The sequence below is a fragment of the Pseudomonas proteolytica genome, assembly GCF_007858275.1.
Lineage (GTDB): Bacteria > Pseudomonadota > Gammaproteobacteria > Pseudomonadales > Pseudomonadaceae > Aquipseudomonas > Aquipseudomonas proteolytica.
Genome location: NZ_VFEV01000018.1, coordinates 105110 through 129095 on the forward strand (window position 1 = coordinate 105110; position 23986 = coordinate 129095).

21 protein-coding genes are annotated in these 23986 nt (G+C 61.0%); 12 read left to right on the forward strand and 9 right to left on the reverse strand.

The annotated features are described in order from the left end of the window. Positions 1 to 205: 205 nt before the first annotated feature. Positions 206 to 1504 (reverse strand): MFS transporter, encoded by a 1299-nt coding sequence (locus tag FIV38_RS15070; protein WP_092236396.1) that lies wholly within the window; start codon positions 1502 to 1504, stop codon positions 206 to 208. Between the two features lie 170 nt (positions 1505 to 1674). Between FIV38_RS15070 and FIV38_RS15075 the strand changes: the two genes are divergently transcribed. The 3 genes from FIV38_RS15075 to FIV38_RS15085 all read left to right on the forward strand — a co-directional run bounded on the left by FIV38_RS15075 (position 1675) and on the right by FIV38_RS15085 (position 4851). Then, positions 1675 to 2781: a sugar diacid recognition domain-containing protein gene (locus FIV38_RS15075; protein WP_092236399.1), complete on the forward strand. Its 1107-nt coding sequence runs from the start codon at positions 1675 to 1677 to the stop codon at positions 2779 to 2781. A gap of 348 nt (positions 2782 to 3129) precedes the next feature. Beyond that, complete coding sequence (locus FIV38_RS15080; RefSeq protein ID WP_092236401.1) at positions 3130 to 4278, forward strand: glycerate kinase; 1149 nt, start codon at positions 3130 to 3132, stop codon at positions 4276 to 4278. 60 nt (positions 4279 to 4338) lie between these two features. Then, positions 4339 to 4851 carry a GNAT family N-acetyltransferase gene (locus tag FIV38_RS15085; RefSeq protein ID WP_092236404.1) on the forward strand — a complete coding sequence of 171 codons (513 nt, stop codon included), beginning with the start codon at positions 4339 to 4341 and terminating at the stop codon, positions 4849 to 4851. On the opposite strand, the gene FIV38_RS15090 is transcribed toward FIV38_RS15085, so the two are convergent. After that, on the reverse strand, positions 4839 to 5540 hold the full coding sequence (locus tag FIV38_RS15090; protein ID WP_092236407.1) for an aspartate/glutamate racemase family protein: 702 nt from the start codon (positions 5538 to 5540) through the stop codon (positions 4839 to 4841). The genes FIV38_RS15085 and FIV38_RS15090 overlap by 13 nt on opposite strands. Positions 5541 to 5659: 119 nt before the next feature. On the opposite strand from FIV38_RS15090, the gene FIV38_RS15095 reads away from it, so the two are divergent. Next, the gene (locus tag FIV38_RS15095) at positions 5660 to 6154 is read left to right on the forward strand and encodes a hypothetical protein (protein ID WP_029294714.1); all 495 of its coding nucleotides are present in this window, start codon (positions 5660 to 5662) and stop codon (positions 6152 to 6154) included. 165 nt (positions 6155 to 6319) lie between these two features. Here FIV38_RS15095 and FIV38_RS15100 read toward each other — a convergent pair whose 3' ends face one another. After that, entirely contained in the window at positions 6320 to 6541 is a 222-nt protein-coding gene (locus FIV38_RS15100) for a CcoQ/FixQ family Cbb3-type cytochrome c oxidase assembly chaperone (RefSeq protein WP_092236410.1), read from the reverse strand. Next, the gene (gene ccoN / locus FIV38_RS15105) at positions 6541 to 7968 is read right to left on the reverse strand and encodes a cytochrome-c oxidase, cbb3-type subunit I (protein WP_029294717.1); all 1428 of its coding nucleotides are present in this window, start codon (positions 7966 to 7968) and stop codon (positions 6541 to 6543) included. The genes FIV38_RS15100 and ccoN overlap by 1 nt, the downstream gene beginning before the upstream one ends. Before the next feature lie 239 nt (positions 7969 to 8207). Between ccoN and FIV38_RS15110 the strand changes: the two genes are divergently transcribed. From FIV38_RS15110 to FIV38_RS15120, 3 genes are all read left to right on the forward strand, one after another. Continuing rightward, positions 8208 to 9878: a nitrite/sulfite reductase gene (locus tag FIV38_RS15110; protein ID WP_092236413.1), complete on the forward strand. Its 1671-nt coding sequence runs from the start codon at positions 8208 to 8210 to the stop codon at positions 9876 to 9878. Then, the gene (locus tag FIV38_RS15115) at positions 9875 to 10369 is read left to right on the forward strand and encodes a DUF934 domain-containing protein (protein ID WP_029294721.1); all 495 of its coding nucleotides are present in this window, start codon (positions 9875 to 9877) and stop codon (positions 10367 to 10369) included. The genes FIV38_RS15110 and FIV38_RS15115 overlap by 4 nt, the downstream gene beginning before the upstream one ends. A 141-nt stretch (positions 10370 to 10510) precedes the next feature. After that, the gene (locus FIV38_RS15120) at positions 10511 to 11182 is read left to right on the forward strand and encodes a DUF3313 domain-containing protein (RefSeq protein ID WP_092236416.1); all 672 of its coding nucleotides are present in this window, start codon (positions 10511 to 10513) and stop codon (positions 11180 to 11182) included. Positions 11183 to 11216: 34 nt separating this feature from the next. Here the strand turns inward: FIV38_RS15120 and FIV38_RS15125 are convergent, their stop codons facing one another. Then, on the reverse strand, positions 11217 to 11582 hold the full coding sequence (locus FIV38_RS15125; protein ID WP_070996270.1) for a response regulator: 366 nt from the start codon (positions 11580 to 11582) through the stop codon (positions 11217 to 11219). Between the two features lie 223 nt (positions 11583 to 11805). Here FIV38_RS15125 and FIV38_RS15130 point away from each other — a divergent pair, with 223 nt between their 5' ends. The 5 genes from FIV38_RS15130 (at position 11806) to FIV38_RS15150 (ending at position 18367) form a co-directional block, all read left to right on the forward strand. Continuing rightward, positions 11806 to 15306: a response regulator gene (locus tag FIV38_RS15130; RefSeq protein ID WP_092236419.1), complete on the forward strand. Its 3501-nt coding sequence runs from the start codon at positions 11806 to 11808 to the stop codon at positions 15304 to 15306. Then, entirely contained in the window at positions 15307 to 16122 is an 816-nt protein-coding gene (locus FIV38_RS15135; RefSeq protein ID WP_029290490.1) for a CheR family methyltransferase, read from the forward strand. Further along, positions 16119 to 16724: a chemotaxis protein CheB gene (locus tag FIV38_RS15140; protein WP_029290492.1), complete on the forward strand. Its 606-nt coding sequence runs from the start codon at positions 16119 to 16121 to the stop codon at positions 16722 to 16724. The genes FIV38_RS15135 and FIV38_RS15140 overlap by 4 nt, the downstream gene beginning before the upstream one ends. Then, positions 16718 to 17911: a hybrid sensor histidine kinase/response regulator gene (locus tag FIV38_RS15145; RefSeq protein ID WP_092236422.1), complete on the forward strand. Its 1194-nt coding sequence runs from the start codon at positions 16718 to 16720 to the stop codon at positions 17909 to 17911. Before FIV38_RS15140 ends, FIV38_RS15145 begins: the two co-directional genes overlap by 7 nt. A 78-nt stretch (positions 17912 to 17989) precedes the next feature. Further along, positions 17990 to 18367, forward strand: a complete 378-nt coding sequence (locus FIV38_RS15150) for a response regulator (protein ID WP_029290496.1) — start codon at positions 17990 to 17992, stop codon at positions 18365 to 18367. Positions 18368 to 18424: 57 nt separating this feature from the next. On the opposite strand, the gene FIV38_RS15155 is transcribed toward FIV38_RS15150, so the two are convergent. The 4 genes from FIV38_RS15155 to FIV38_RS15170 all read right to left on the reverse strand — a co-directional run bounded on the left by FIV38_RS15155 (position 18425) and on the right by FIV38_RS15170 (position 23758). Further along, positions 18425 to 20098, reverse strand: a complete 1674-nt coding sequence (locus tag FIV38_RS15155; RefSeq protein ID WP_235861041.1) for an ATP-binding protein — start codon at positions 20096 to 20098, stop codon at positions 18425 to 18427. Then, on the reverse strand, positions 20095 to 21597 hold the full coding sequence (locus FIV38_RS15160; RefSeq protein ID WP_092236425.1) for an ATPase domain-containing protein: 1503 nt from the start codon (positions 21595 to 21597) through the stop codon (positions 20095 to 20097). The genes FIV38_RS15155 and FIV38_RS15160 overlap by 4 nt, the downstream gene beginning before the upstream one ends. A 133-nt stretch (positions 21598 to 21730) precedes the next feature. Beyond that, positions 21731 to 22789 (reverse strand): tetratricopeptide repeat protein, encoded by a 1059-nt coding sequence (locus FIV38_RS15165; protein ID WP_029290502.1) that lies wholly within the window; start codon positions 22787 to 22789, stop codon positions 21731 to 21733. 75 nt (positions 22790 to 22864) lie between these two features. Further along, positions 22865 to 23758, reverse strand: a complete 894-nt coding sequence (locus FIV38_RS15170) for a bestrophin family protein (RefSeq protein ID WP_092236428.1) — start codon at positions 23756 to 23758, stop codon at positions 22865 to 22867. Between the last annotated feature and the right edge of the window lie 228 nt (positions 23759 to 23986).

Sequence of the window (23986 nt, forward strand, 5' to 3'; positions counted from 1 at the left end):
TATGAGGTTAGATCATTCGCCGAGCAACTCGGCACAGATATCACCGGCCTCGACAGCGGCGGCCTGCTGTAAACACCGAACCAAATGTGGGAGCGGGCTTGCTCGCGAAAGCGGTGTCTCAGTCAATACATAGGTTGACTGATCCACCGCCTTCGCGAGCAAGCCCGCTCCCACAAAAAGCGGCTCCTACATGTTTTTGAGCGTGTCAGGCCTTCAGGGTACGGGTCATGCGCAACGCCAGCACGCTACCCGCGACAATCACCGCTGCCAGCAAGTACAACGCCAGGTCGGTTGATCCGGTGGCATCCTTCACAAAACCCACCACATACGGGCTCAGGAAGCCCGCCATCTGGCCCATGGAGTTGATCAACGCCAGGCCTCCCGCTGCTGCGCCGGCGCTGAGCATGGCGGTGGGCACCGGCCAGAACATCGGCAGGCCGGTGAGGGCGCCCATGGTGGCGATGGTCAGGCCGAGGATGGCAATGGCCGGGGTGGTGGCGAAGTTTACTGCGATGATCAGGCCGACAGCGCCCATCAGCATCGGCACCACCAAATGCCAACGTCGCTCCTTGCGCAGGTCGGCAGAGCGGCCCACTACCAGCATGAACACCGCCGCCAGCAGGTAGGGAATCGCACTGAGCCAGCCAATTACCAGGTTATCGCTAAAGCCCATGTTCTTGATGATCGACGGCAGCCAGAAGTTGATGGCGTACACGCCGCTCTGAATGCAGAAGTAGATCAGGCCAAACGCCCAGATCGCCGGGTTCTTGAACACTTCCAGCAGCGAATCTGTGGTGGTCTTGGGCTTGTTGGCCAGGTCGGCCTCGAGCACCGCGCGCTCATGGGCGGTCAGCCACTTGGCATTGGCAAAACTGTCGCTGAGCAGGAAGTAGGCGAGGGCACCGAGGATGACCGTCGGCACACCTTGCAGCAGGAACATCCACTGCCAGCCCGCGAGGCCACCCTGGCCGGCCGCGAAGTGGTTGAGGATCCAGCCGGAGAACGGGCTGCCGAGCAGGCCCGACACCGGGATCGCCGACATGAACAGTGCCATGATCCGCCCACGGCGGAAGGTCGGGAACCACTGCGAGAGGTACAGCACCACCCCCGGGAAGAAGCCCGCTTCGGCGGCACCGGTAAACAGGCGCAAGGTGTAGAAGTGCGTCGGTGTGGTGACAAACAACAGGCAGGTGGACAGGGTGCCCCAGGTGATCATCATCAGCGCAATCCAGCGCCGTGGCCCGAACTTGGTCAGCGCCAGGTTGCTGGGTACGCCGCACAGCACGTAGCCGATAAAGAAAATCCCGGCACCGAGGCCGTACACGGTCTCGCTGAACTTCAAGGCGTCGAGCATCTGCAGCTTGGCAAAGCCGACGTTGACGCGGTCAAGGTAGTTGAACAGATAGCAGATGAAAATGAAGGGGATCAGGCGCAGGGTGATGCGCTTGTAGACGGCGTTTTTGTCGTCATCGTTGGCCTGGGTAGCGGCGGCGCTCTGTGACATGGCGTTCTCTCTTTATTATGATTTTTCGCGATGCGAGGGTAACGTTGATCGCCCCAAGAGTCTCGGTCACGGGACGGTGCCGTGTCTTTGTGCCCCCGCACAGCGATCGATCCATTGCGCTGTGCCTTTGAACAATCGCTTAATGCAGCGCTTTCAAGGAATTTAGCCCCATGTTCGAACTCGATCATGACCTGGCGCAGGATATCGTCAATCGCACGATGGCCATTTTGCCCTATAACGTCAACGTCATGGACAGCCAGGGCCTGATCCTCGGCAGCGGCGAGCCGGAGCGGATCAATACCCGCCATGAAGGCGCGCAATTGGTGTTGGCCAACGGTCGCGTGGTGGAAATCGACAGCCAGACCGCCAAGCATCTCAAGGGCGTGGCGCCGGGGATCAACCTGCCGTTGCTGCATGACCAGCGCCTGATCGGAGTGCTGGGCATCAGTGGTGAACCGCAGCTGCTGCGCACCTATGCGGAGCTGGTGCGCATGACCGCCGAAATGCTGGTCAGCCAACGCCATCAACAGGCCGAGCAACAGTGGCGGCGCCAACGCTGTGATGATCTGCTGGCGTTGCTGCTGGCCGACAGTGGCGAATCACCGCGCCTGGTGGATGAGGCCCAGCACCTGGGGCTCAAGCCGCAGTTGCCGCGCACCCCCTATCTGTTTGAACTGGGCCCCGGCCAGAGCGCCGAAACCCTGGCGGCCTGGCTGGCATCGCGTTACCCGGACAGCTGGTGCGTCAGCTCCGCGCAGTTTTCGTTGCTGTGGTGTCGCCCTGCGACGGTGCCGATCGACAACCCGCGCCTGCTGGAAAAGCTCGATGCCTCGGGCTGGAACGTCTTGCGGGTAGCCGTGGGTGGTCAGGCCGATGGATTGACGGGCTTGCGCCGCTGTTATCGTCGCGTGGCGGACTTGCTCGCCTATGGCCGCGACGTGCTACCCCAGTCGCGCCTGCTGACCCTCAATCGCTACCGGTTGCCAGTGATGCTCTGGCGTCATCGCAACGACGATGCGCTGGACGAGTTACTCAACCCGTTGCGCAAGGTCCTGGCCAAGGACAGCAACGGCCAGTTGCAGGCCACGCTGCGCAGTTGGTGCGAGCACGACGGACAAAGCCAGGCCTGCGCCGACGCCTTGGGCATCCACCGCAACAGCCTGCGCTACCGCATGGAACGCATTGCCGAGTTGAGTGGTGTCGACCCCTTGACCCTGGATGGCATGCTTGCACTGTACCTTGGGGTGCAACTGCTGCCCCAAGGCCCGCACCTCTGATCCTGGGCTGCGGCTATGGATATGGCTATGGATATGGCTGTGGCTTGTCTGTGGCGAGCGGGCTTGCCCCGCGCTGGGCTGCGCAGCAGCCCCAAACCCTGCACCCTCGGACTACCTGGTAAAACTCGGTGGGCTTATTGGGGCTGCTACGCAGCCCAGCGCGGGGCAAGCCCGCTCGCCACAAGCAAGCCCCCTGGCCACAGGTAAGCTTACTGGCCAAAGGTTAGCCATGGTTTGTGCAGGTTTTGTCCAAATGAACAATAAACCCCAGCCACGCTTGTGCATCGGACAGGCGTCATTGCCGGTGCCAGCTGGCAGCATGGGTGTCATAAAAACCGGAGAAAGCCCATGAAAGTCATCATCGCCCCCGACTCGTTCAAGGACAGCCTGAGTGCCGAAGGCGTAGCCCAGGCCATTGCCCAAGGGTTGGCCCAGGTCTGGCCCGATGCGGAGCTGATCAAGTGCCCGATGGCGGACGGTGGTGAGGGCACGGTGGAGTCGGTACTCGCCGCCTGCCATGGCCAATTGCGCAGTTGCACCGTGCAAGGCCCGTTGGGCGGGACCGTTGAGGCCCGCTGGGGCTGGTTGGCCGAGAGTGCCACGGCAATCATCGAGATGGCCGAAGCCAGCGGCTTGCAACTGGTCCCGCCGGGGCAGCGCGATGCCTGTTCCAGCAGCACCTTCGGCACTGGTGAGCTGATCCGCGCCGCCCTGGATGCCGGGGCCCAGCGGATCATCCTGGCGATTGGCGGCAGCGCCACCAATGACGGCGGCGCCGGTGCCATGCAGGCCCTTGGCGTGCAACTGCTCGACGCCCAAGGCGCAACGCTGGCGCGCGGCGGCCTGGCCCTGGCGCAGTTGGCTCGCATCAATCTTGAATCGATGGATTCGCGGCTGGCCCAGGTGCGCTTCGAGATCGCCGCTGACGTCAACAACCCCCTGTGCGGCCCCCACGGCGCCTCGGCGATTTTCGGCCCGCAAAAAGGCGCCACTGCACGCCATGTCGAGCAACTGGACCAGGCCCTGGGACACTTCGCCGACCACTGCGCCGAGGTGTTGCCCCGGGACGTGCGCGACGAGCCGGGCAGCGGCGCCGCGGGGGGCCTGGGCTTTGCTGCCAAAGCCTTCCTCGGTGCGCAGTTTCGCGCAGGTGTGGACGTGGTCGCCGAATTGGTGGGCCTGGAAGATGCGGTAAGCGGCGCCGACCTGGTCATCACCGGCGAAGGCCGCTTCGACGCCCAGACCCTGCGCGGCAAAACCCCGTTTGGCGTGGCACGGGTGGCCAAGCAGCACGGCGTTCCCGTGATTGTGATCGCCGGGACGCTGGGCGAGGGCTACGAGCAAATGTACGCCCATGGCGTCGACGCCGCGTTCGCCTTGCCAGGTGGGCCGATGAGCCTGGAGCAGGCCTGCAGCGAAGCGCCGAGGCTGTTGCGTGAACGGGCGGCGGATATTGCACGGGTGTGGCGGCTGGGTGCACAACGCAGTCGCGGATGACAGCGCTTGTCGCTGCCCCCTACACTGATCGGCCACTTGTCTTTCAAAGGATGAAACACAATGCCTGTACCCGACAGCAAGATCGTGATCCAGCGCTTTGCCGAAAGCCATCTCGAAGGCATGCAGGCGCTCTACAACGACCCGGCCGTGTGCCGTCAGGTGCTGCAGATGCCTTTCCAGTCACTGGAAATCTGGCGCAAGCGCCTGGCCGATACCAATGAGCGACTGCTCAGGCTGGTGGCGGTGCACGCAGGCGAGGTGATTGGCAGTTGCACCCTGGAGCAATATGCGCGCAGTCGCCAGAGCCATGTCGGCAGCATCGGCATGGGGGTGGCAGTGGCCTGGCAGGGCCAGGGGGTGGGCAGCCAGTTATTGGGTGCGGCGCTGGAGGTGGCTGACAACTGGATGAACCTGCACCGGGTGGAGCTGACGGTGTATGTCGACAATGAGCCGGCCCAGGCGCTGTACCGCAAGTTTGGTTTCGAGACCGAAGGCCGGTTGCGCGATTACGCCGTGCGTGACGGCGTATGGGTCGATGCCCTGAGCATGTCCCGCCTGCGTCAGACCGCCTGATCCCCCAGGGCAAACGCCACCGCAGCCTGCGCATGCAGCTCGGTGGTGTCGAGCAAGGGCAGGTCGCTGTGCTCGGGCTTGATCAACAGGCCAATCTCGGTACACCCCAGGATAATCGCCTGGGCGCCACGGGCCGCGAGGTTCGCGATGGCCTGTTGGTAAACCTGGCGTGACGCCTCGCTGATGACCCCGACGCACAACTCTTCATAGATGATCCGGTGCACGGCGCGGCGTTCTTGCGCGTCGGGCACCAGTACGTTCAAGCCCTGGGCCGCCAGGCGCGTCTTGAGAAAGTCCTGTTCCATGGTAAACGCCGTGCCCAGCAGGCCGACGGTCAGGGTATCGGCCTTGACCGCCGCCGCGCCCGCCGCATCGGCAATGTGCAGGAACGGCACCGACACGGCCGCTTCGATCTGCGGTGCGACCAAATGCATGGTGTTGGTACACAGCACGATGCAGTCGGCGCCACCCGCTTGCAGACGACGTGCGGCGTCTTGCAGGATCAGCGCCGTGTCATCCCAGCGCCCGGCGTGCTGGGCTTGTTCCACCGGACCGAAGTCGACGCTGTACAGCAGCATTTGTGCCGAGCGCAATGGCCCCAATCGGTCGCGGACCTGCTGGTTGATGATCCGGTAGTACTCGGCGCTGGACTCCCAGCTCATGCCGCCGATAAGGCCGATGGTGCGCATGCGAAACTCTCCAAGCTGTTGGGCGAAAGCCACACCTTACTCAACCCGCGAGCGTTAGTCATACGCGCGGTGGCTGCATCTGCCATGATCGTTGTTTGCAGTCCCCGAGGAACACCGCAATGGACGATGTACAGCAACTGGGCGAGATGCTTCGTCATTACGCCGACAGCGAAGCGCACAAGCGCCAACAGTTCGAGGTGCAGTCAGCCCACTGGACCCAGAAAATCACCGAGCTGTACGGTCATATCGAGCAATGGCTGGCGCCGGTCAAGAGCGACGGTTTACTGCAGGTGCAGCGTGAGGCCTATGTGGCGTCCGGGCCGAGCGTGCCGGTGGAGACTTCGACGTTCAAGACCGAGAAGTTGACCATTCATATTGCTGGCAAACCGGTGGAGTTCGTACCGGATGTGATGGGGGCGGGTGGCTTGATTTCGTTGTCCGTCATTGGGCTGACGGCGGCCCGCTACGGCAGCATTTCCCTCGTGCTGCTGCCGGGATCTGACGACTGGCTATGGAAGAAAACCAATGGCTTGAAAGACCCGGATACCTTCACCTTCGATGCCAATTTCCTGGCCTTGCAGTTGCAGAGCCTGATTCCTCGCGAACGCGGCTGATCCCAAGTAAATCTGGGCGCTGGGGAGGGGCTTTATGTGGGAGTGGGCTTGCCCGCGAAGGCGGTGTGTCAGGTTAGGAATACTTGACTGACACACCGTCATCGCGGGCAAGCCCGCTCCCACACAAGCCCGCTCCCACACAAAGCTCAACAGGCCTTCAGGCCTTCAGACCTCTACGTTGCCCCAACCGGGCTTGGCCTCTTCAGGCGCCACTGCCTTGACCTGTTTGCCCGTCGCCAACTTCACCCGGCGTGCCACTTCCGGGTCGTCGGCAAACGGAATCAGACTGGCCTCATCCAAGGCTTCCCCCGACTGGTCCCGAAGGCAATATTCCACGGTGCCATATAGGCAGATGACCGCCGCCAGGTTGAGGATGATCTCCCACATCAGGCGATCTGCGCATCACGGTGCGCCACCTTCAAGTCCGCGACGCGCACGGTGCGCCAGGTGTTGTAGGCCATCAGCAACATGCCGCCGAGGAAGAACACGCCCCCGGCAAACCGTACGACAAACCCCGGGTGGCTGGCCTGCAACGCTTCGACGAAGGAGTAGGTGAGGGTGCCATCGTCGTTGACCGCCCGCCACATCAGGCCTTGAGTGATGCCGTTGACCCACATCGAGGCGATGTACAGCACCGTGCCGATGGTGGCCAGCCAGAAGTGCAGGTTGATCAGCGGCACGCTGTACATCTGCTCGCGGCCGAAGACTTTGGGGATCATGTGGTACAGCGAGCCAAAGGTGATCATCGCCACCCAGCCCAGGGCGCCGGCGTGTACGTGGCCGATGGTCCAGTCGGTGTAGTGGGACAGGGCGTTGACCGTCTTGATCGCCATCATCGGCCCTTCGAAGGTCGACATGCCGTAGAACGCCAGCGACAACACCAAGAACCGCAGGATCGGGTCGGTGCGCAATTTATGCCACGCGCCCGAGAGGGTCATCATGCCGTTGATCATCCCGCCCCAGCTGGGTGCCAGCAGGATCAGCGACATGGCCATGCCCAGCGACTGCGCCCAGTCTGGCAGCGCGGTGTAGTGCAGGTGGTGGGGGCCGGCCCAGATATACAGGGTGATCAACGCCCAGAAGTGCACGATGGACAGGCGATAGGAGTACACCGGCCGCCCGACCTGCTTGGGCACGAAGTAATACATCATCCCCAGGAACCCGGTGGTCAGGAAGAACCCTACCGCGTTATGCCCGTACCACCACTGCACCATGGCGTCGGTGGCGCCGGAATACACTGGATAGGACTTGAACCAGTCCACCGGGATCGACAGGTGGTTGACCACGTGCAGCATGGCGATCACCACGATAAACGCGCCGAAGAACCAGTTGCCGACATAGATGTGCTGGGTCTTGCGCTGCACCACGGTGGTGAAGAACACAATCGCATAGGCCACCCACACCACGGTCATCCACACCGCACCGGAGAACTCGATCTCGGCGTATTCCTTGGTGGTGGTGTAGCCCAGGGGCAGGGTGACCAGCATGATCACGATCACCGACTGCCAACCCCAGAACGTGAAGGCGGCGAGCCAATCGGAGTACAGGCGCACCTGGCAGGTGCGCTGTACCGCGTAGTAACTGGCGGCAAATTGCGCGCTGCCGGCAAAGCCGAAAATCACCAGGCTGGTGTGCAGCGGTCGCAACCGGCCGAACGTGGTCCAGGGCAGGTCCAGGTTCATGTCCGGCCACACCAGTTGCGAGGCGATCCACACCCCCATGGCCATGCCGATAACGCCCCATACCACGGTAGCGATGACGAATTGACGGACAACCTTATAGTTATAGGCCTGCCCGGTTGATGCTGTGCTCATGGTCAGTCTTCCACGGTTTCAAGTCCCGGGCACTGTAGTAAATCCATGAAAAACAAAACAGGCTCAGAAAAACTACATTAATACGGATCAGAATACATCCCTGAAAACATAGGGTATTCCATGGCTGATATGGTTTTTTAGTTTTTAGCTGAATCTGTGACGTCTTGAGCTGTAGGTGCATAGTCGCCCCCATAGAAACCGCTGCCGTCGAGCGCGGTCAGCCATGATGAGGTAGCGAGATGTATCGGTACGATGAGTACGACCGGGCGCTGGTATTCGAGCGTGTGGCGCAATTCCGTGATCAGGTCGAACGGTTTATCGCTGGCGACTTGAGCGAAGAAGAGTTCCTGCCGCTGCGCCTGCAAAACGGCCTGTACCTGCAAAAACATGCGTACATGCTGCGTGTGGCGATTCCCTACGGCACCCTCGGTGCACAGCAGTTGCGCACCCTGGCGAGCATTGCCCGGGATTACGATCGCGGCTACGGCCACTTCACCACGCGCCAGAACATGCAGTTCAACTGGATCGAGCTACAGCAGGTGCCCGACATCCTGCAGCGCCTGGCCGAAGTCGACATGCATGCGATCCAGACTTCCGGCAATTGCGTGCGCAACATCACCACCGAAGCCTTTGCCGGGGTGGCCGCCGACGAGCTGCTGGACCCGCGCCCGCTCGCGGAAATCCTGCGGCAGTGGTCGACCATCAACCCCGAATTCCTGTTCTTGCCGCGCAAGTTCAAGATCGCCATCTGTTCGGCACACCAGGACCGGGCGGCGATCATGATGCATGACATCGGTCTCTATCTTTATCCGGATACCGACGGCCAGATGCTGTTGCGCGTGCTGGTAGGCGGTGGCCTTGGGCGCACGCCGATCCTCGGGTTGCAGATTCGCGACGGCTTGTCCTGGCAGCACCTGCTGTCTTATGTCGAGGCGGTATTGCGGGTGTATAACCGCCATGGCCGACGCGATAACAAGTACAAGGCGCGGATCAAGATCCTGGTCAAGGCCCTGGGCATCGAGGCGTTTTCCCGGGAAGTGGAAGAGGAGTGGCAGCACCTGCGCGACGGCCCGGCGCAACTGACCACGGACGAGTACCAGCGCGTGGCCGCAGCCTTTGTGCCACCGCCCTATCAGGCACTGCCCGATACCGACCTGGACTATGGCACGCAGATGGCTGACAGCCCGGCGTTCGCACGTTGGGTGACGCGTAATGTGCAGCCCCACAAAGTGCCGGGCTATAGCAGTGTGGTGCTGTCCACCAAACCGGGAATTGCCGCGCCGCCTGGCGACGTGACCGCTGCGCAGATGGATGCGGTGGCCCAGTGGGCCGAGCAGTTCGGCTTTGGCGAAATCCGCATCGCCCATGAACAGAATATCGTGCTGCCGGATGTGCCCAAGGCGCGGCTGCATGCCTTGTGGTCCCTGGCCTGTGCGCAGGGTTTGGGTAGTGCCAATGTCGGCTTGCTGACCGATATCATCGCCTGCCCTGGGGGCGACTTCTGTGCGTTGGCCAATGCCAAGTCGATCCCCATCGCCCAGGCGATCCAGCAGCGCTTCGACAACCTTGACTACCTGCATGACCTGGGTGATATCAGCCTGAATATCTCCGGCTGCATCAATGCCTGCGGGCATCACCACATCGGCAATATCGGCATCCTGGGAGTCGATAAAAATGGCAGCGAGTGGTACCAGATCACCCTGGGGGGCGCCCAGGGCAAGGCCAGCGCGTTGGGCAAGGTGATAGGTCCAGCGTTCAGCGCTGCACAAGTGCCTGATGTGATTTCACGCCTGATCGCCACCTACGTTCGCTACCGGGAAAGCGACGAACCCTTTATCGACACCGTGCAACGTATCGGCCTGGAACCGTTCAAGGAGCGGGTGTATGGCGCCATGGTGCAACCGGCATGAACAATCTGTTGAGCCTGGAACAGGGGGTGGCCGCAATCAAACTCGATGACCCCTGGACGTTGGTGCGCGACGCCGAAGCACCGCTGCCCGAGGGCGCCCTGATCCTGCCATTGGCCCTGTGGCTGAGCCGGCGCATTGCGCCAGACCCGCCGCACGACGCAGTGTGGCTCGGCCCGGATGATGAAGTGGAACACTTGCAGCCGTGGTTGGAGGTATTGCCGCTGATTGCCCTGGATTTCCCCAGCTTTCGCGATGGTCGCGCCTACAGCCAGGCCTACCTGCTGCGCACGCGCATGGGCTGGCAGGGCGAGTTGCGGGCGGTGGGGGATGTGCTGCGCGATCAGCTCAGCCATATGCGCCAGTGCGGGTTTGATGGGTTTGCCGTGCGTGAGGACAAATCGGCGGCTGACGCGCTCAAGGGGCTGGCGGGCATGAGTGTGAGCTATGGCCGCTCGGTGATTGAGCCGCGGCCGCTGTTTCGCCGGCGTTGATGTTGAGCAGGAGCGCCCCACTGCGGGGCAAATCGAAGCTGCGAACTAACCCGCACTTGGGGGCTGAAGGCAGGTTATTTTCCAAGAGTTGGCTATACCTGTAACTTCACGTTTCGACGATAAACACCAAGGAGTCGCACCATGAAGCTAGGGCTAATGATCAGCACGCTATGTATTGCCTCACTCGGGGTGACCGGGTGTGCGAGTAAAGTCCCCCAGCCGGACGAATACTCGGGCTTTCTCTCGGACTACAGCCAATTGCGCGAAGCCAAGTCGCCGTCTGGCGCGGAGGTGATGCGCTGGGTCGATCCCAAGTTGAATCTGAACCGCTACACCTCGGTGTATATCGAGCCCACTCAATTCTTCCCCAAGCCCCAGGCCACGGCGCAAATCCCCGACGCCACGTTGCGCAGCATCAACGAGTATTACAACCAGGCACTCAAGCGTGAGCTGGTCAAGTCACTGCCACTGGCCAACGGCCCGGGCCCTGGGGTGATTGTGGTGCGGGCGGCGATCACGGCGGTCAGTCGCAAGACTGAAGGCCTCAAGCCCTATGAATTCATTCCGGTCGCCCTGGTGGCCGCAGCGGTCAGCACCGGCACCGGGATTCGCGACCAGGAAACCACCCTGGGCACCGAGGCGCAGTTTCTCGATGGCGACAGTGGCCGTGTGATTGCCCAGGTCGTGCGCAAAGGCACCGGCAAACCCCTGGAAAACGACACCCAAGTCATGACCGCAGCGGATGTGAAGGGTGTGATGGATGGCTGGGCGATGGACTTGCATCAGTCGTACGTCAAGCTCAAAAACAAATAACCCATCCCACATGTAGGAGCTGGCACGCCAGTTCCTACAAAGGGGTAGCTAACATGCCTTTGACTTTATCGCGCAGTTGATCGATGGAGAACGGCTTGGCAATCATCTGCACGCCCGGGGGCAACTCGATGTTTTCGGCATAGCCGCTGGCAAGCAAGATGGGCAGGGCCGGGCGCAATGTGCGGGTCTGTTGCGCCAGTTCCTTGCCAGTTATGCCCGGCAAGCCAAAGTCGGTCATCATCAGGTCGATCACATTGGCGCCATCTTCTATAAGTCCCAGCGCCGTTTCGCCGTCTTCAGCCTCAAGCACCTTGAACTCCAGTTCTTCGAGTACATCGACGATCAGCATGCGCACGATGGCGTCGTCTTCGACTACAAGGATGGTAGAGGCAGCGGTCATAGTGAGGGTTCCCAGATGGTTGAGGTGCAGGTCTTGAACAGTTGAACGACCATCTTCTAATGAGTCGCGGCGATCCCGGCAAGTTCCCCAGACGGGGCGCGCATTGTGCCGATAATCAGGCTTGATGTCCTGGGTGTGTCGTTGAAATACGGCATAAACATAGCCGTCGTCGTCGAGTTTGGGGCAAACTTCCGGTTTTTCCGCACTTGGCCAAGGCACGCCCATGACTCCCGCTTCGTCAGTCGATGAAAACAGCTTCCGCAAACTCCTGAGCCGCAACGTGGCATTGCCACTGGGTGTGGGGGTTCTCAGTGCGGTGTTCTTTGTGTGCCTGATCACTTATCTGTTGTCGGTGATCCAGTGGGTGGAGCACACGGACCGGGTGATCAACAACCTCAATGAAACCGCCAAACTGACGGTCGACCAGGAAACCGGCATGCGCGGTTTCCTGATTACTGGCGACGAGCATTTCCTCGACCCCTACGAAGTGGCCAAGCCCCGGATCATTTCCGACCTGCGCAATCTGCAGGTCCTGGTCGCCGATAACCCCCAGCAAGTGGACCGACTCAAGCGCCTGGAGTCGCTGCAACTGGAGTGGAACAACTACGCCCAGACGATGATTGAGATGCAACGGCAAGAGGGCGATTACCGCGGCGCGGTGAAGGCCGGGCGTGGGAAGCGCCTGACCGACGAAATTCGCAAGGAGTACGAGGCTGCGATTGCCATGGAGCAGCAGTTCCGCCTTGATCGCAACGCAGAAGTGACTCGCACCACGGTGTTTAGCGTGGTGATCTACTTGCTGTTCGTGCTGGGCCTGAGTGGCTTTTTGGCGTATGTCGGGAGGAAGAATCTATTAGCCCTTTCAGACAGTTACAGCGCCAACCTTGCCTCGCAACTGAAGATCGCCAAACGCCTGGAACAACAAGCGTGGCTGCGCAATGGCCAGACTGAACTGGCTGAACAGGTGCTGGGCCAACTGACGTTGAACCTGCTGGGGCGCAATATCCTGCAATTCTGCGCCCAGTACATGGGCTCGGTGGTGGCTGCACTGTATGTGCGGGAGGAACACGGCGGCCTCAAGCGCGTGGCTGCGTATGGCTTCTCGCGGGAGCAGGAGCAGCAGGAGCAGGCGATTTACCGTGACGAGGGCATTGTCGGCCAGGCCGCCCAGCAACACCGTTTGATTCGCCTGGACGATGTGTCGGTGGACTACTTCAAGGTCAGCTCCGGCCTGGGTGATGGTGCACCGCGCAGCGTGCTGGTGGTGCCGACCAGCGATGATGATCGGGTCAACGGGGTCATCGAACTGGGCTTCCTGCGTCCTCTGGAAGAGCGCGATGTGGAGCTGCTGGAGCTGATCGCCGGCAATATCGGCACTTCTATCGAAGCGGCGCGCTACCGCCAGCGTTTGCAGGAAGTGCTGGCCGAGACCCAGCAGCTCAATGAAGAGCTGCAAGTGCAGCAAGAAGAACTCAAGACCGCCAACGAGGAGCTGGAAGAGCAGTCGCGCATCCTCAAGGAGTCCCAGGCCCACCTGGAGACCCAGCAGGCCGAGTTGGAGCAGACCAACGAGCAATTGGCCGAGCAGAGCCAGATCCTCGCCGACCAGCGCGATGCCATGGACCGCAAGAACATCGAGCTCAATCGCGTGCAGGTCGAGTTGGAGGACCGTGCCGATGAGTTGGAGCGCTCCAGCAAGTACAAGTCCGAGTTCCTCGCCAACATGTCCCACGAGTTGCGCACGCCTCTCAACAGCTCGCTGATCCTGGCCAAGCTGCTGGCAGAGAACTCCGATGAAAACCTCAGCGCCGAACAGGTCAAGTTTGCCGAGTCGATCTACTCGGCAGGCAACGATCTGCTCAACCTGATCAATGACATCCTGGACATTGCCAAGGTCGAGGCCGGCAAGCTCGATATGCGTCCCGAGAACACCAGTGTGGCGCGCCTGGCAGAGGGCATGCGCGGCATGTTCGAGCCGTTGGCCAGCGACCGCAAGCTGGGCTTCCAGATAGAGGTGCAGGCCGGTGCGCCGCTGATGTTGTTCACCGACCGCCAGCGTCTGGAGCAGATCCTCAAGAACCTGCTGTCCAATGCCGTCAAGTTCACCGAGAAAGGCCAGGTCAGCCTGACCATTTCCCGTCAGCCGGGGGAGGGCATTGCCTTTACCGTGCGTGACTCGGGGATCGGCATCGCCCAGGACCAGCAGCAAAGCATCTTCGAAGCCTTCCGCCAGGCCGATGGCACCACCAACCGCCGTTACGGCGGTACCGGTCTGGGGCTGTCCATTTCCCGCGACCTGGCCACCCTATTGGGCGGCTATATCAATGTCACCAGTGAGCCGGGCCAGGGCAGTATCTTTACCCTGGTGCTGCCGGAACAGTACGTTGAACGCGATGAAGACGCGCCCGCCATCGAGCGCCCGCAGGCCGCGATGATTGCCCCGGCACCCGTAGCGCCCATCAAGGTGTCGCCGTTGCCCATGGCCGACGAAGCGTTGATCCCGCGCTTTGCCGACGACCGCGAGCAAGCCCCGTTCACCACCCGCTGCATCCTGGTGGTGGAAGACGAGCCGAACTTTGCGCGGATCCTCTTCGACCTGGCCCACGAACTGGGCTATCACTGCCTGGTGGCCCATGGCGCGGACGAGGGCTACACCTTGGCCGAACAGTATCTGCCGGACGCGATCCTGCTGGATATGCGCCTGCCGGACCACTCTGGGCTCACCGTGCTGCAGCGCCTCAAGGAACACGCCGAGACCCGGCATATCCCGGTGCATGTGATTTCTGTCGAAGACCGCGTCGAAGCCGCCATGCACATGGGCGCCATCGGTTATGCCGTCAAACCCACCACCCGCGAAGAGCTCAAGGACGTGTTTGCGCGCCTGGAGGCCAAGCTGACGCAGAAGGTCAAGCGCATCCTGCTGGTGGAAGACGATGACTTGCAGCGCGACAGCATTGCCCGCCTGATCGGCGACGAAGACATCGAAATCACCGCCGTCGGTTTCGCCCAGGAGGCCCTGGACCTGCTGCGCAGCACGGTATACGACTGCATGATCATCGATCTCAAGTTGCCGGACATGCTTGGCAACGAGTTGCTCAAGCGCATGGCCACCGAGGATATCTGTTCGTTCCCGCCAGTGATTGTCTACACCGGGCGCAACCTCACCCGGGATGAAGAGGCGGAACTGCGTAAGTATTCGCGCTCGATCATCATCAAAGGTGCCCGCTCACCTGAACGGTTGCTGGACGAAGTGACACTCTTTTTGCACAAAGTCGAATCCCAGTTGTCCCAGGAACGGCAGAAGATGCTCAAGACCGCCCGCAGCCGCGACAAGGTCTTCGAAGGGCGCAAGGTGTTGCTGGTGGATGACGATGTACGCAACATCTTTGCCCTCACCAGTGCCCTGGAGCACAAGGGGGCGGTTGTGGTGATTGGCCGTAACGGCCGTGAAGCCATCGAGAAACTCAATGAGGTCGAGGACATCGACCTGGTACTGATGGACGTGATGATGCCGGAGATGGATGGCTACGAGGCCACTGCGTTGATCCGCCAGGATCCGCGCTGGCGCAAGCTGCCGATCATTGCGGTGACGGCCAAGGCCATGAAGGACGACCAGGAGCGCTGTCTTGCGGCCGGGTCCAACGATTATCTGGCCAAGCCCATTGACCTGGATCGGTTGTTTTCGCTGATCCGTGTTTGGCTGCCGAAGATGGAACGCATTTAAGTGGATCGAAGTACTGATATTGAACTGCGCTTGTTGATCGAGGCGATCTACCTCAAGTACAGCTATGACTTTCGTGATTACTCCGGGGCTTCGGTCAAGCGGCGTGTGGCGCATGCGTTGCGCCAGTTCGACTGCAAGACGATCTCGGCCTTGCAGGAGCGGGTGCTGCACGATCCCACGGCGTTCATGCAATTGCTGCAGTTCCTGACCATCCCGGTCAGCGAGATGTTTCGCGACCCCTCGCACTTTCTGGCGATACGCCAGGAAGTGGTGCCCCTGCTCAAGACCTACCCATCGATCAAGATCTGGATCGCCGGGTGCAGCACGGGGGAGGAGGTGTATTCCATGGCCATCCTCCTGCGCGAGGAGGGTTTGCTCGAACGCACGATCATCTATGCCACGGATATCAACCCCAACTCCCTGGAAAAGGCCAAGCAAGGGATCTTTTCCCTGGAGAGCGTGCGTGCCTACACCCACAATTACCAGCAGGCCGGTGGCACTCAATCGTTTGCCGACTACTACACGGCGGCCTACGATTACGCGATCTTTGACAAGACGCTGCGGGAAAACGTGACGTTTGCCGACCATAGCCTGGCGACCGACAGTGTGTTCTCCGAAACACAATTGATTTCATGTCGTAACGTTCTGATTTACTTCAATAAAAAGTTGCAAGACCGGGCGTTTGGATTGTTTCATGAGTCGCTGTGCCATCGCGGCTTCCTGGTGCTGGGCAGCAAGGAAACCCTGGATTTTTCCGCCTACAGCAAGCAGTTCGAACCCTTGGTCAAGCAAGAACGGATCTACCGCAAATCATGAATGAAGCTGCTGCCAGCCCGGCGTCTGTGTCGGGCGTCCAAGCCATTGTTGTCGGCGCATCCGCGGGTGGGGTCGAGGCGTTATTGAGCATTTTTGCTGCCTTGGCGCCAGGGTTCAGCCTGCCGATCATCGCGGTGCTGCACCTGCCGGATGAGCGCCGCAGCCAGTTGGCCGAAGTGTTTGACCGGCGCCTGCACATACCGGTGGTAGAGGCGCGGGACAAGGAAATGATCCAGCCCGGCACCCTGTATTTTGCCGGGCCTGGCTATCATTTGTCGGTGGAGCATGACCGCAGCCTATCCTTGAGCCAGGAGGATCGCGTCCATCACTCGCGCCCGGCCATTGATTTTCTGTTTGAATCGGCTGCTGACGCCTATGGCCCGAATTTGCTGGCGATCCTGCTGACCGGCGCCAACCAGGATGGCGGGCGCGGCTTGGCCCAGGTCAAGCAGCTGGGCGGCATCACGGTTGTCCAGGACCCTTTGGAGGCGCGGGTGGATGTGATGCCCAAGGCGGCCCTGGCGCTGCATACACCTGACTATATTCTCACCTTGAGCCGCATTGGCGATTTGCTGGCTTCCCTGGAATCTTCCCCATGTTAACTACTGTCCAGGCCAAACTGCTGATCGTCGACGATCTGCCGGAAAACCTGCTGGCCCTTGAAGCGCTGATCAAGCGCGAGGACCGCCAGGTCTACAAGGCATTGAGTGCCGACGAGGCCTTGTCGCTGCTGCTTGAGCACGAGTTCGCCATGGCTATTCTCGATGTGCAGATGCCCGGTATGAACGGCTTCGAGCTGGCCGAGATGATGCGCGGCACGGAAAAAACCAAGAACATTCCCATTGTGTTTGTCAGCGCCGCCGGGCGTGAGCTCAACTACGCCTTCAAGGGCTACGAGAGCGGCGCAGTGGATTTCCTGCACAAGCCGCTGGATATTCACGCGGTCAAGAGCAAGGTCAACGTGTTCGTCGAGCTGTATCGCCAGAGCAAGGCCATGAAGCTGCAGGTCGAAGCCCTGGAGCACAGCCGCCGCGAACAGGAAGCCCTGCTGACGCGCTTGCAGGCCACCCAGGAGCAATTGGAGCAGGCGGTGCGGATGCGCGATGACTTCATGTCTATCGTGGCCCACGAAGTGCGTACGCCCCTCAATGGCCTGATTCTGGAAACCCAACTGCGCAAGATGCATCTGGCGCGCAACAACGCCAGTGCGTTCACCCTGGACAAGATGCATGCCATGGTCGACCGCGACGAACGGCAGATCCAGAGCCTGATCCGCCTGATCGAAGACATGCTCGATGTCTCGCGCATTCGCACCGGCAAGTTGTCGATTCGCCCGGCGCGGTTTGACCTGACGCAACTGGTGCGCAACCTCCTGGAAAACTTCGCCCCACAGGTGGCAGCGGCCGACTCTTCGATCCAACTGCTCGCCGAGCAACCGGTGGAGGGCCACTGGGACGAGTTCAGGATCGAACAGGTGGTGTCCAACCTGCTGACCAACGCCTTGCGCTACGGGGCCAAGAGCCCGGTGGATGTGCGGGTGTACGCCGAGCATGGCGAGGCGCGGGTGGAGGTGCGCGATCGTGGAATCGGCATCAGTGAGGACAACCAGAAGCGCATTTTCCAGCAGTTCGAGCGCGTCACCGACAAACATGCCGTGGCCGGGCTGGGCCTGGGGCTGTTTATTTCCGAGCAGATTGTCGCCGCCCATGGCGGTACTATTGAGGTCGAAAGCCGGATAGGCGAGGGTGCCTTGTTCCGGGTGTGCCTGCCGATGGGGCTGGAGGCATGAAATCATTCAGCAATCCAACGCAACCTCTGCGTGACCCCATGGTCGTAACTGCAGCAACTGACCGAGCAAAGGCTTCCCATGAGTGAAGATGCACAAGATGTCGTACTGATCGTTGAAGACGACGAATCAATTATGTTTGTGCTGGGTGAATACCTGGCAGGCCTGGGGTATCGGGTTTTAAAGGCGATTGATGGCGAACAGGCCTTCGAAATCCTTGCCAGCAAGCCCCACCTGGACCTGATGGTCACCGATTACCGGCTGCCTGGGGGCATTTCCGGGGTGCAAATCGCCGAGCCCGCGATCAAGTTGCGCCCGGAACTCAAGGTGATCTTCATCAGTGGCTATCCCCAGGAAATTCTCGACTGCAACAGCCCGATCACGCGCAATGCGCCGATCCTGGCCAAGCCGTTCGACCTGGATACGTTGCACGAACATATCCAGCGTTTGTTGGCCTGAAAGGCGTTACAGAGTCGAAACCTGAGACTTCGTTATGTGTGTACCGAGCCGGCGCAGTCAGGTGGCGCGAATCATCTCCCGCACCGTCTGCGTCAGTAATTCAAAGGTGAACGGCTTGGTAATCATCTGCATACCCGGGTCGAGAAACCCGCCGCGTACCGCGGCATGTTCGGCATAGCCGGTGATAAACAGAACTTTGAGCCCTGGCCGCAGTTGGCGGCCAATTTCCGCTAATTGGCGACCGTTCATACCGGGCAGTCCAACGTCACTGATCAACAGATCAATCCGCTGCTCAGACTCGATGATCGGCAACGCGCTGTTGGCATCACCCGCTTCGACAAAGGCATAGCCCAATTCGCTCAATACCGCGCTGACCAGTACCCGCACGGCGGGATCGTCCTCGACAATCAATACGGTTTCGCCGGCGTTGGCAAATGGCAGCTGCGGCGGGTTGAGGGGTTCCTCAGCGATTATTTCACCCGCAAAGCGTGGCAGGAACAGGCTGACCGTCGTGCCCTGGCCAACCACGCTGTGAATGGTCACATGGCCGTGGGATTGGCGGGCGAAGCCGTAGATCATCGACAGGCCCAGCCCCGTACCCTGGCCGATGGGTTTGGTGGTGAAGAAAGGGTCGAAGGCGCGGCTGACAACCGTGTCGGGCATGCCACAACCGGTGTCGCTGACGCTCAACTCGACATAATCGCCGGGATTGAGGGTGCCGTAGGCTGCGGTGAATACGCTGTCGAGATGGCGGTTGCTGGTTTCCACCACCAACTGGCCGCCGTTGGGCATGGCGTCGCGTGCATTGAGCGCCAGGTTGAGCAGGGCACTTTCCAACTGATTGGGGTCGGCTTCGGCGATCCACAGTTTTTCCTCAACCCGAACATCCAGGGCGATGCTCTCGTTGAGACTGCGCCGTAGCAACTCGATCATGGACGTCACCAGGTGGTTGATCTCCACTGGTTTGGAGTCCAGCGACTGGCGACGGGAAAACGCCAGCAGGCGGTGGGTCAGGCCGGCGGCGCGGTTGGCCGAGGTGACACCCAGGTCGATCAGGCTGTCGAGGTCTTCGGTGCGGCCCCGGGCAACCCGCCTTCGCAGTAGCTCCAGGCTGCCGATGATCCCGGTGAGCATGTTGTTGAAGTCATGGGCGATGCCTCCCGTCAACTGACCGACGGCTTCCATTTTCTGCGCCTGCCGCAGTGCTTCTTCGTTGGCGCGCAACTGCGCCGTACGTTCCTCGACCTGTTGCTCCAGGGTTTCCAGGGTGCTTTGCAGGCGCTGTTCACTTTGGCTGAGGTCGATCATTCGGTCGCGGGCCTCGTACTGGCGCCGGCGGCCGCGCAAGGCAGTGGTGACCAGGCTGATCAAGGTGACCGGGTGGAATGGGCGCTCCAGCAAGGTGATGTTGCCTAGCAGTGCGCTCAGGTGTGAGGACGCGTTCTGTTCGCTACCGCCGTGGTGGGTGAGCAGCACGATCGGCAAGTCGGACCAGGCGGGCTGCTGTTGCAGGTAAGTCAGCAACGGTTCGAGATCGGCGCCGCGCAAGGCTTCTGCAGCAATAATCAGCAGGCCGGCACCGTCCATCAGGGACTCGCACAGCAAAGGCAGGTTGCTCGCAGTCACGGCGCCAAATCCCGCCTCGTTGAGCATCATTGTTGCCAGCGAGCTGTCGCGCCCCAAGGGCGCCAGAATAATTGCACGCTCGAATGTCTCGGCCCGCGCCGTCACGAACTCTCATCCTTGAGCAGCGGCTTGCCGGCACCCATGTACGTGGGCACGCCGCGCAACACGCCCTGGAACGCCTCGAGGGGTTCGCCGATGGTCATCCCGGTGCCGCTGATGCGGTACTCACGGATGGTCGACTCATGCCTGCCGGTGCGTTTCTTGATGATCGAAATGGCGCGGCGCACCTTGCCCAAGGCTTCGAAGTAACGCAGCAGAATAACTGTGTCGGCCAGGTAGGTAATGTCCACTGGCGCCTGCATGTCACCCACCAGGCCGTGTTGGGCTACGGTCATAAAGGTCGCCGCGCCGCGTCGGTTGAGGTACAGCAACAGTTCGTGCATGTGCAGCACCAGGGCGTTTTCTTCGGGCATCGCCGCCTGATAGCCGTTGATACTGTCGATGACCACGGTCTTGATCTGGCGTTCGTCGACGCAGCGCCGTACGCGATGGGAGAACTCTCCGGGCGACAGTTCGGCGGCGTCCACCTGTTCGATCAGCAGGTTGCCGGTGGCTTGCAGCGCCTCCAGGTCGATCCCCATGTTTTTCATGCGCTCAAACAATAGGCCCAGCTCTTCATCGAAGATAAACAGTGCGGCCTTTTCCCCGCGGGCCACCGCCGAGGCAGCAAAAATCATCGAAATCAACGATTTGCCCGTACCGGCAGGGCCAAGGATCAGCGTGCTGGAGCCGGTCTCGATACCGCCGCCGAGCAGGGCATCCATCTCGCTTATGCCGCTGGTCAAGGTCTGGCGGTTGTAGCCGCCGCGATGCTCGGCGGCCACCAGGCGGGGGAATACATGCACACCGTCGCCCATGATGGTGAAGTCGTGAAAACCGCCCCGGTATTTCTGCCCGCGGTACTTCACCACGCGCACCCGGCGACGCTCGGCGCCGTAGTTGGGGGTCAGTTCTTCCAGGCGAATCACCCCGTGAGCCACGCTGTGTACGGTTTTGTCCAGGGCTTCGGTGGTCAGGTCATCGAGCAGCAAGACCGTGGCTTCATAGCGCACAAAGTAATGTTTGATGGCCAGGATCTGGCGGCGGTAACGCAACGAGCTTTGCGCCAGCAAGCGGATTTCCGAAAGGCTGTCGAGCACCACACGGGTCGGCTTGACGCGCTCCACGGCTTCGAAAATCTGCCGGGTGGCTTCGCCCAGCTCCAGGTCCGAGGAGTACAGCAGGCTTTGCTGATGTTCGGCGTTAAGCAGGCTTTCGGGGGGTGTCAGTTCAAAAATATGGATGTTGTCGTCCAAGTCCCAGCCATGGGACGCGGCGCCCTGGCGCAATTCGCGCTCGGTTTCAGACAGGGTGATATACAGCGAGCGTTCGCCATTTTTTGCCCCCGCCTGAAGGAAATGCAGGGCCACCGTAGTCTTGCCCGTACCTGGCTCGCCTTCGAGCAGGAACAGGTGGCTGCGTGACAGGCCACCGTCAAGAATGTCATCAAGACCTTCGATACCGGTCGCCGCCTTTGCTATGAACAGCTCTTTGGATGTAGACAAGAAGTGCCCTCGGATCACTTATCAAGTAGAGGGCGCGTGCCTGAGCAAACGCGCCATATTTACTTGACCGTGGTGCCGATTGGCGGTTCAACGTTTTGTTAAATATGTCGGGTGCCGGCAACGGGCACCGTCCTCACAGGCCCTGTTGCAGGGCTGGATCATCAGGGTTTTGCTGCTCCAGCTGCGCCAGCAGTACTTGAACGTTCTGCAGTTGGCCGCTTTCTTTCCAGTAGTTGACCAGCAATACCCGCGCCTTGCGGTTGGCCGGGTGGCGCTGGATGATTTCTTCCAGCTGGCGCTGCGCGGCCTCCAGTTCGTCCTGGTCGTGCAGGGTGGTTGCCAGGTCGTAGCGGTAATCCTGATTGTCTGGCTCAAGCTCCACCGCCTTGGACAGCCCGAGCAGGGCGTACGCGCGTTCACCATGGTGCAGCAACCACATGCCCAGGGCGTGCTGCAGGTAGGCCGAATCGGGATGAGCCTGTAACTGCGTGGCCAGAACCTGGCGGGAATCATCGACCTTGCCCTGTTTATCCAGCAGTTCGATGCGTGCAACCACCGCCGGCAGGTTATCCGGGTCCAGGCGCAATGCCTGTTCCAGGGCATGTTGCGCTTCGGGCAGCAGGGCGCTGTGGATGTACAGCCGTGCCAGCTGAATCCAGCCTTCGGCGCTTTCGGGCTGGGCCTTGAGGTACTTTGCGTACTCATCCAGCACTTGCTGCAAGGGGCCGAAATACAAGCCCAGGGTGTCGGGTGACAGGCCCAGCAAGGCGTTGGCAGCGGCAAACCGCACGCTTTGTTGTTCATCCTCGAGCAACGGCCCGAGCAGCAGGGTGCGCTGCCCGCTGGGCACCAGGCCGACGATGCTGGCAATGGCTGCCTGGCGCACCAGGGGGGATTCGTGGCTCAGGTCCTTGTCCGCCAGTTTCAATGCCTGGGGGCTTGGATAGTTGTGCAATTCGTTGTGCAGGGCGGCGCGGCGCACGTCCGACAGATCTGGCCGGCCCAATTGCTGATACAGCACCCGTGCGGCGCCGGGTTCGCCGTTATGCGCCTGTTTCAGGGCCTTGGAGTATCCGTGGGCAATGGCCGGCGGAACGGACACGCTGGGCGTGCGGGTGAAATACCAGAACAGCAGTGCGACAAACAACAGGGCGCTCAGGCCGATGATCGAGTAACGGCGTGACTTTGACATGCAGGCGTCCGAAAGCTGGGCAGCTAGTGCAAAGTGGTCAGCTTCGGTCAGACACCGACGAGTGTCAAACCTGGCTCACGTCAGCACATAGTCCACGGGCTCCAAGGGCGCCGGCAGGGTGGTTTCGCCCAGGGCGGCGAGGATCTCGCGTTCCAGGGTGCGCACGATGGCATTGCACGGCAGGTCGTTCTCGTCGAAGCCGAAGGGGTCTTCCAGGTCGTCACCGATTTCGTCCAGGCCAAAGAAGGTGTAGCTGACGATGGCGGTGAAAATCGGCGTCAGCCAGCCCAGGGGCTCGGCCATGGCAAATGGCAGCAGGATGCAGAACAGATAGATGGTGCGGTGCAGCAGCAGGGTGTAGGGGAAGGGCAGCGGCGTGCTTTTGATCCGTTCGCAAGCGGCCTGTACCTGGCTGAGCCCCACCAGACGGGTTTCCAGTTGGGTGTAGCGCCAATCGCTGATCCGTCCCTGTTGCGCGGCGTCCGAGCATTGGGCACCGAGGGTTTGCAGGATGCGATCAGGCAGGTTCGGGTGGTGGGACTCCACGCTGGTCCAAGGCTTTATGGCATGGGCCTCGTCTTCCAGGCGCAGGCGCGCGACCAGGCCGTGGGCAAAGCCGCACAGGCCGCGCAACAGGCTTTCGCGCTCGCCCGGCAGGGTAAAAACCTGGCTTTCGCGGATCAGCGAGCGGATCTCAATGACCATCTGCCCCAATTGCTTGCGGCCCTCCCACCAGCGGTCGTAGCAGGCGTTGTTGCGAAAGCTCATGAAGATCGACAGCGACAGCCCGAGCAGGGTGAACGGGGTCGCGTTGACCTTGGAAAAATAGGCTGGGTGCAGGGTTTCCACCAGGACGATCACCGAGGCCAGCAGCGTGACCAGCAGGCTGCGCAGGGCAATACGCTTGGCAATCGAACCCTTGAGGGAGAACAGGATGCCGAACAGGTTGGGTTTGGGGCGGACAATCATCGAGGGCTTCTTCGGTGGCGCAGGCCCTCAGATTAGAAGCTGGCGGGCAGGGCGTCCAATCGCTTGCGTTGACTGGCCGATTGTCGGGCTCTATGGGCATGGCATCTAAACAACTGACCCCCCCCCTGTGGCGAGCGGGCTTGCCCGCGCTGGGCAGCGAAGCAGCCCCAATAAGCCGAATGCGGTGTATCAGATTCTCCGTAGCGGCTGGTTCTGGGGCTGCTCCGC

Coding starts and splice junctions, on each gene's coding strand:
- FIV38_RS15070 (WP_092236396.1), bottom strand. CDS start 1,504: ATGTCACAGAGCGCCGCCGCTACCCAGGCCAACGATGACGACAAAAAC.
- FIV38_RS15075 (WP_092236399.1), top strand. CDS start 1,675: ATGTTCGAACTCGATCATGACCTGGCGCAGGATATCGTCAATCGCACG.
- FIV38_RS15080 (WP_092236401.1), top strand. CDS start 3,130: ATGAAAGTCATCATCGCCCCCGACTCGTTCAAGGACAGCCTGAGTGCC.
- FIV38_RS15085 (WP_092236404.1), top strand. CDS start 4,339: ATGCCTGTACCCGACAGCAAGATCGTGATCCAGCGCTTTGCCGAAAGC.
- FIV38_RS15090 (WP_092236407.1), bottom strand. CDS start 5,540: ATGCGCACCATCGGCCTTATCGGCGGCATGAGCTGGGAGTCCAGCGCC.
- FIV38_RS15095 (WP_029294714.1), top strand. CDS start 5,660: ATGGACGATGTACAGCAACTGGGCGAGATGCTTCGTCATTACGCCGAC.
- FIV38_RS15100 (WP_092236410.1), bottom strand. CDS start 6,541: ATGTGGGAGATCATCCTCAACCTGGCGGCGGTCATCTGCCTATATGGC.
- ccoN (WP_029294717.1), bottom strand. CDS start 7,968: ATGAGCACAGCATCAACCGGGCAGGCCTATAACTATAAGGTTGTCCGT.
- FIV38_RS15110 (WP_092236413.1), top strand. CDS start 8,208: ATGTATCGGTACGATGAGTACGACCGGGCGCTGGTATTCGAGCGTGTG.
- FIV38_RS15115 (WP_029294721.1), top strand. CDS start 9,875: ATGAACAATCTGTTGAGCCTGGAACAGGGGGTGGCCGCAATCAAACTC.
- FIV38_RS15120 (WP_092236416.1), top strand. CDS start 10,511: ATGAAGCTAGGGCTAATGATCAGCACGCTATGTATTGCCTCACTCGGG.
- FIV38_RS15125 (WP_070996270.1), bottom strand. CDS start 11,582: ATGACCGCTGCCTCTACCATCCTTGTAGTCGAAGACGACGCCATCGTG.
- FIV38_RS15130 (WP_092236419.1), top strand. CDS start 11,806: ATGACTCCCGCTTCGTCAGTCGATGAAAACAGCTTCCGCAAACTCCTG.
- FIV38_RS15140 (WP_029290492.1), top strand. CDS start 16,119: ATGAATGAAGCTGCTGCCAGCCCGGCGTCTGTGTCGGGCGTCCAAGCC.
- FIV38_RS15145 (WP_092236422.1), top strand. CDS start 16,718: ATGTTAACTACTGTCCAGGCCAAACTGCTGATCGTCGACGATCTGCCG.
- FIV38_RS15150 (WP_029290496.1), top strand. CDS start 17,990: ATGAGTGAAGATGCACAAGATGTCGTACTGATCGTTGAAGACGACGAA.
- FIV38_RS15165 (WP_029290502.1), bottom strand. CDS start 22,789: ATGTCAAAGTCACGCCGTTACTCGATCATCGGCCTGAGCGCCCTGTTG.
- FIV38_RS15170 (WP_092236428.1), bottom strand. CDS start 23,758: ATGATTGTCCGCCCCAAACCCAACCTGTTCGGCATCCTGTTCTCCCTC.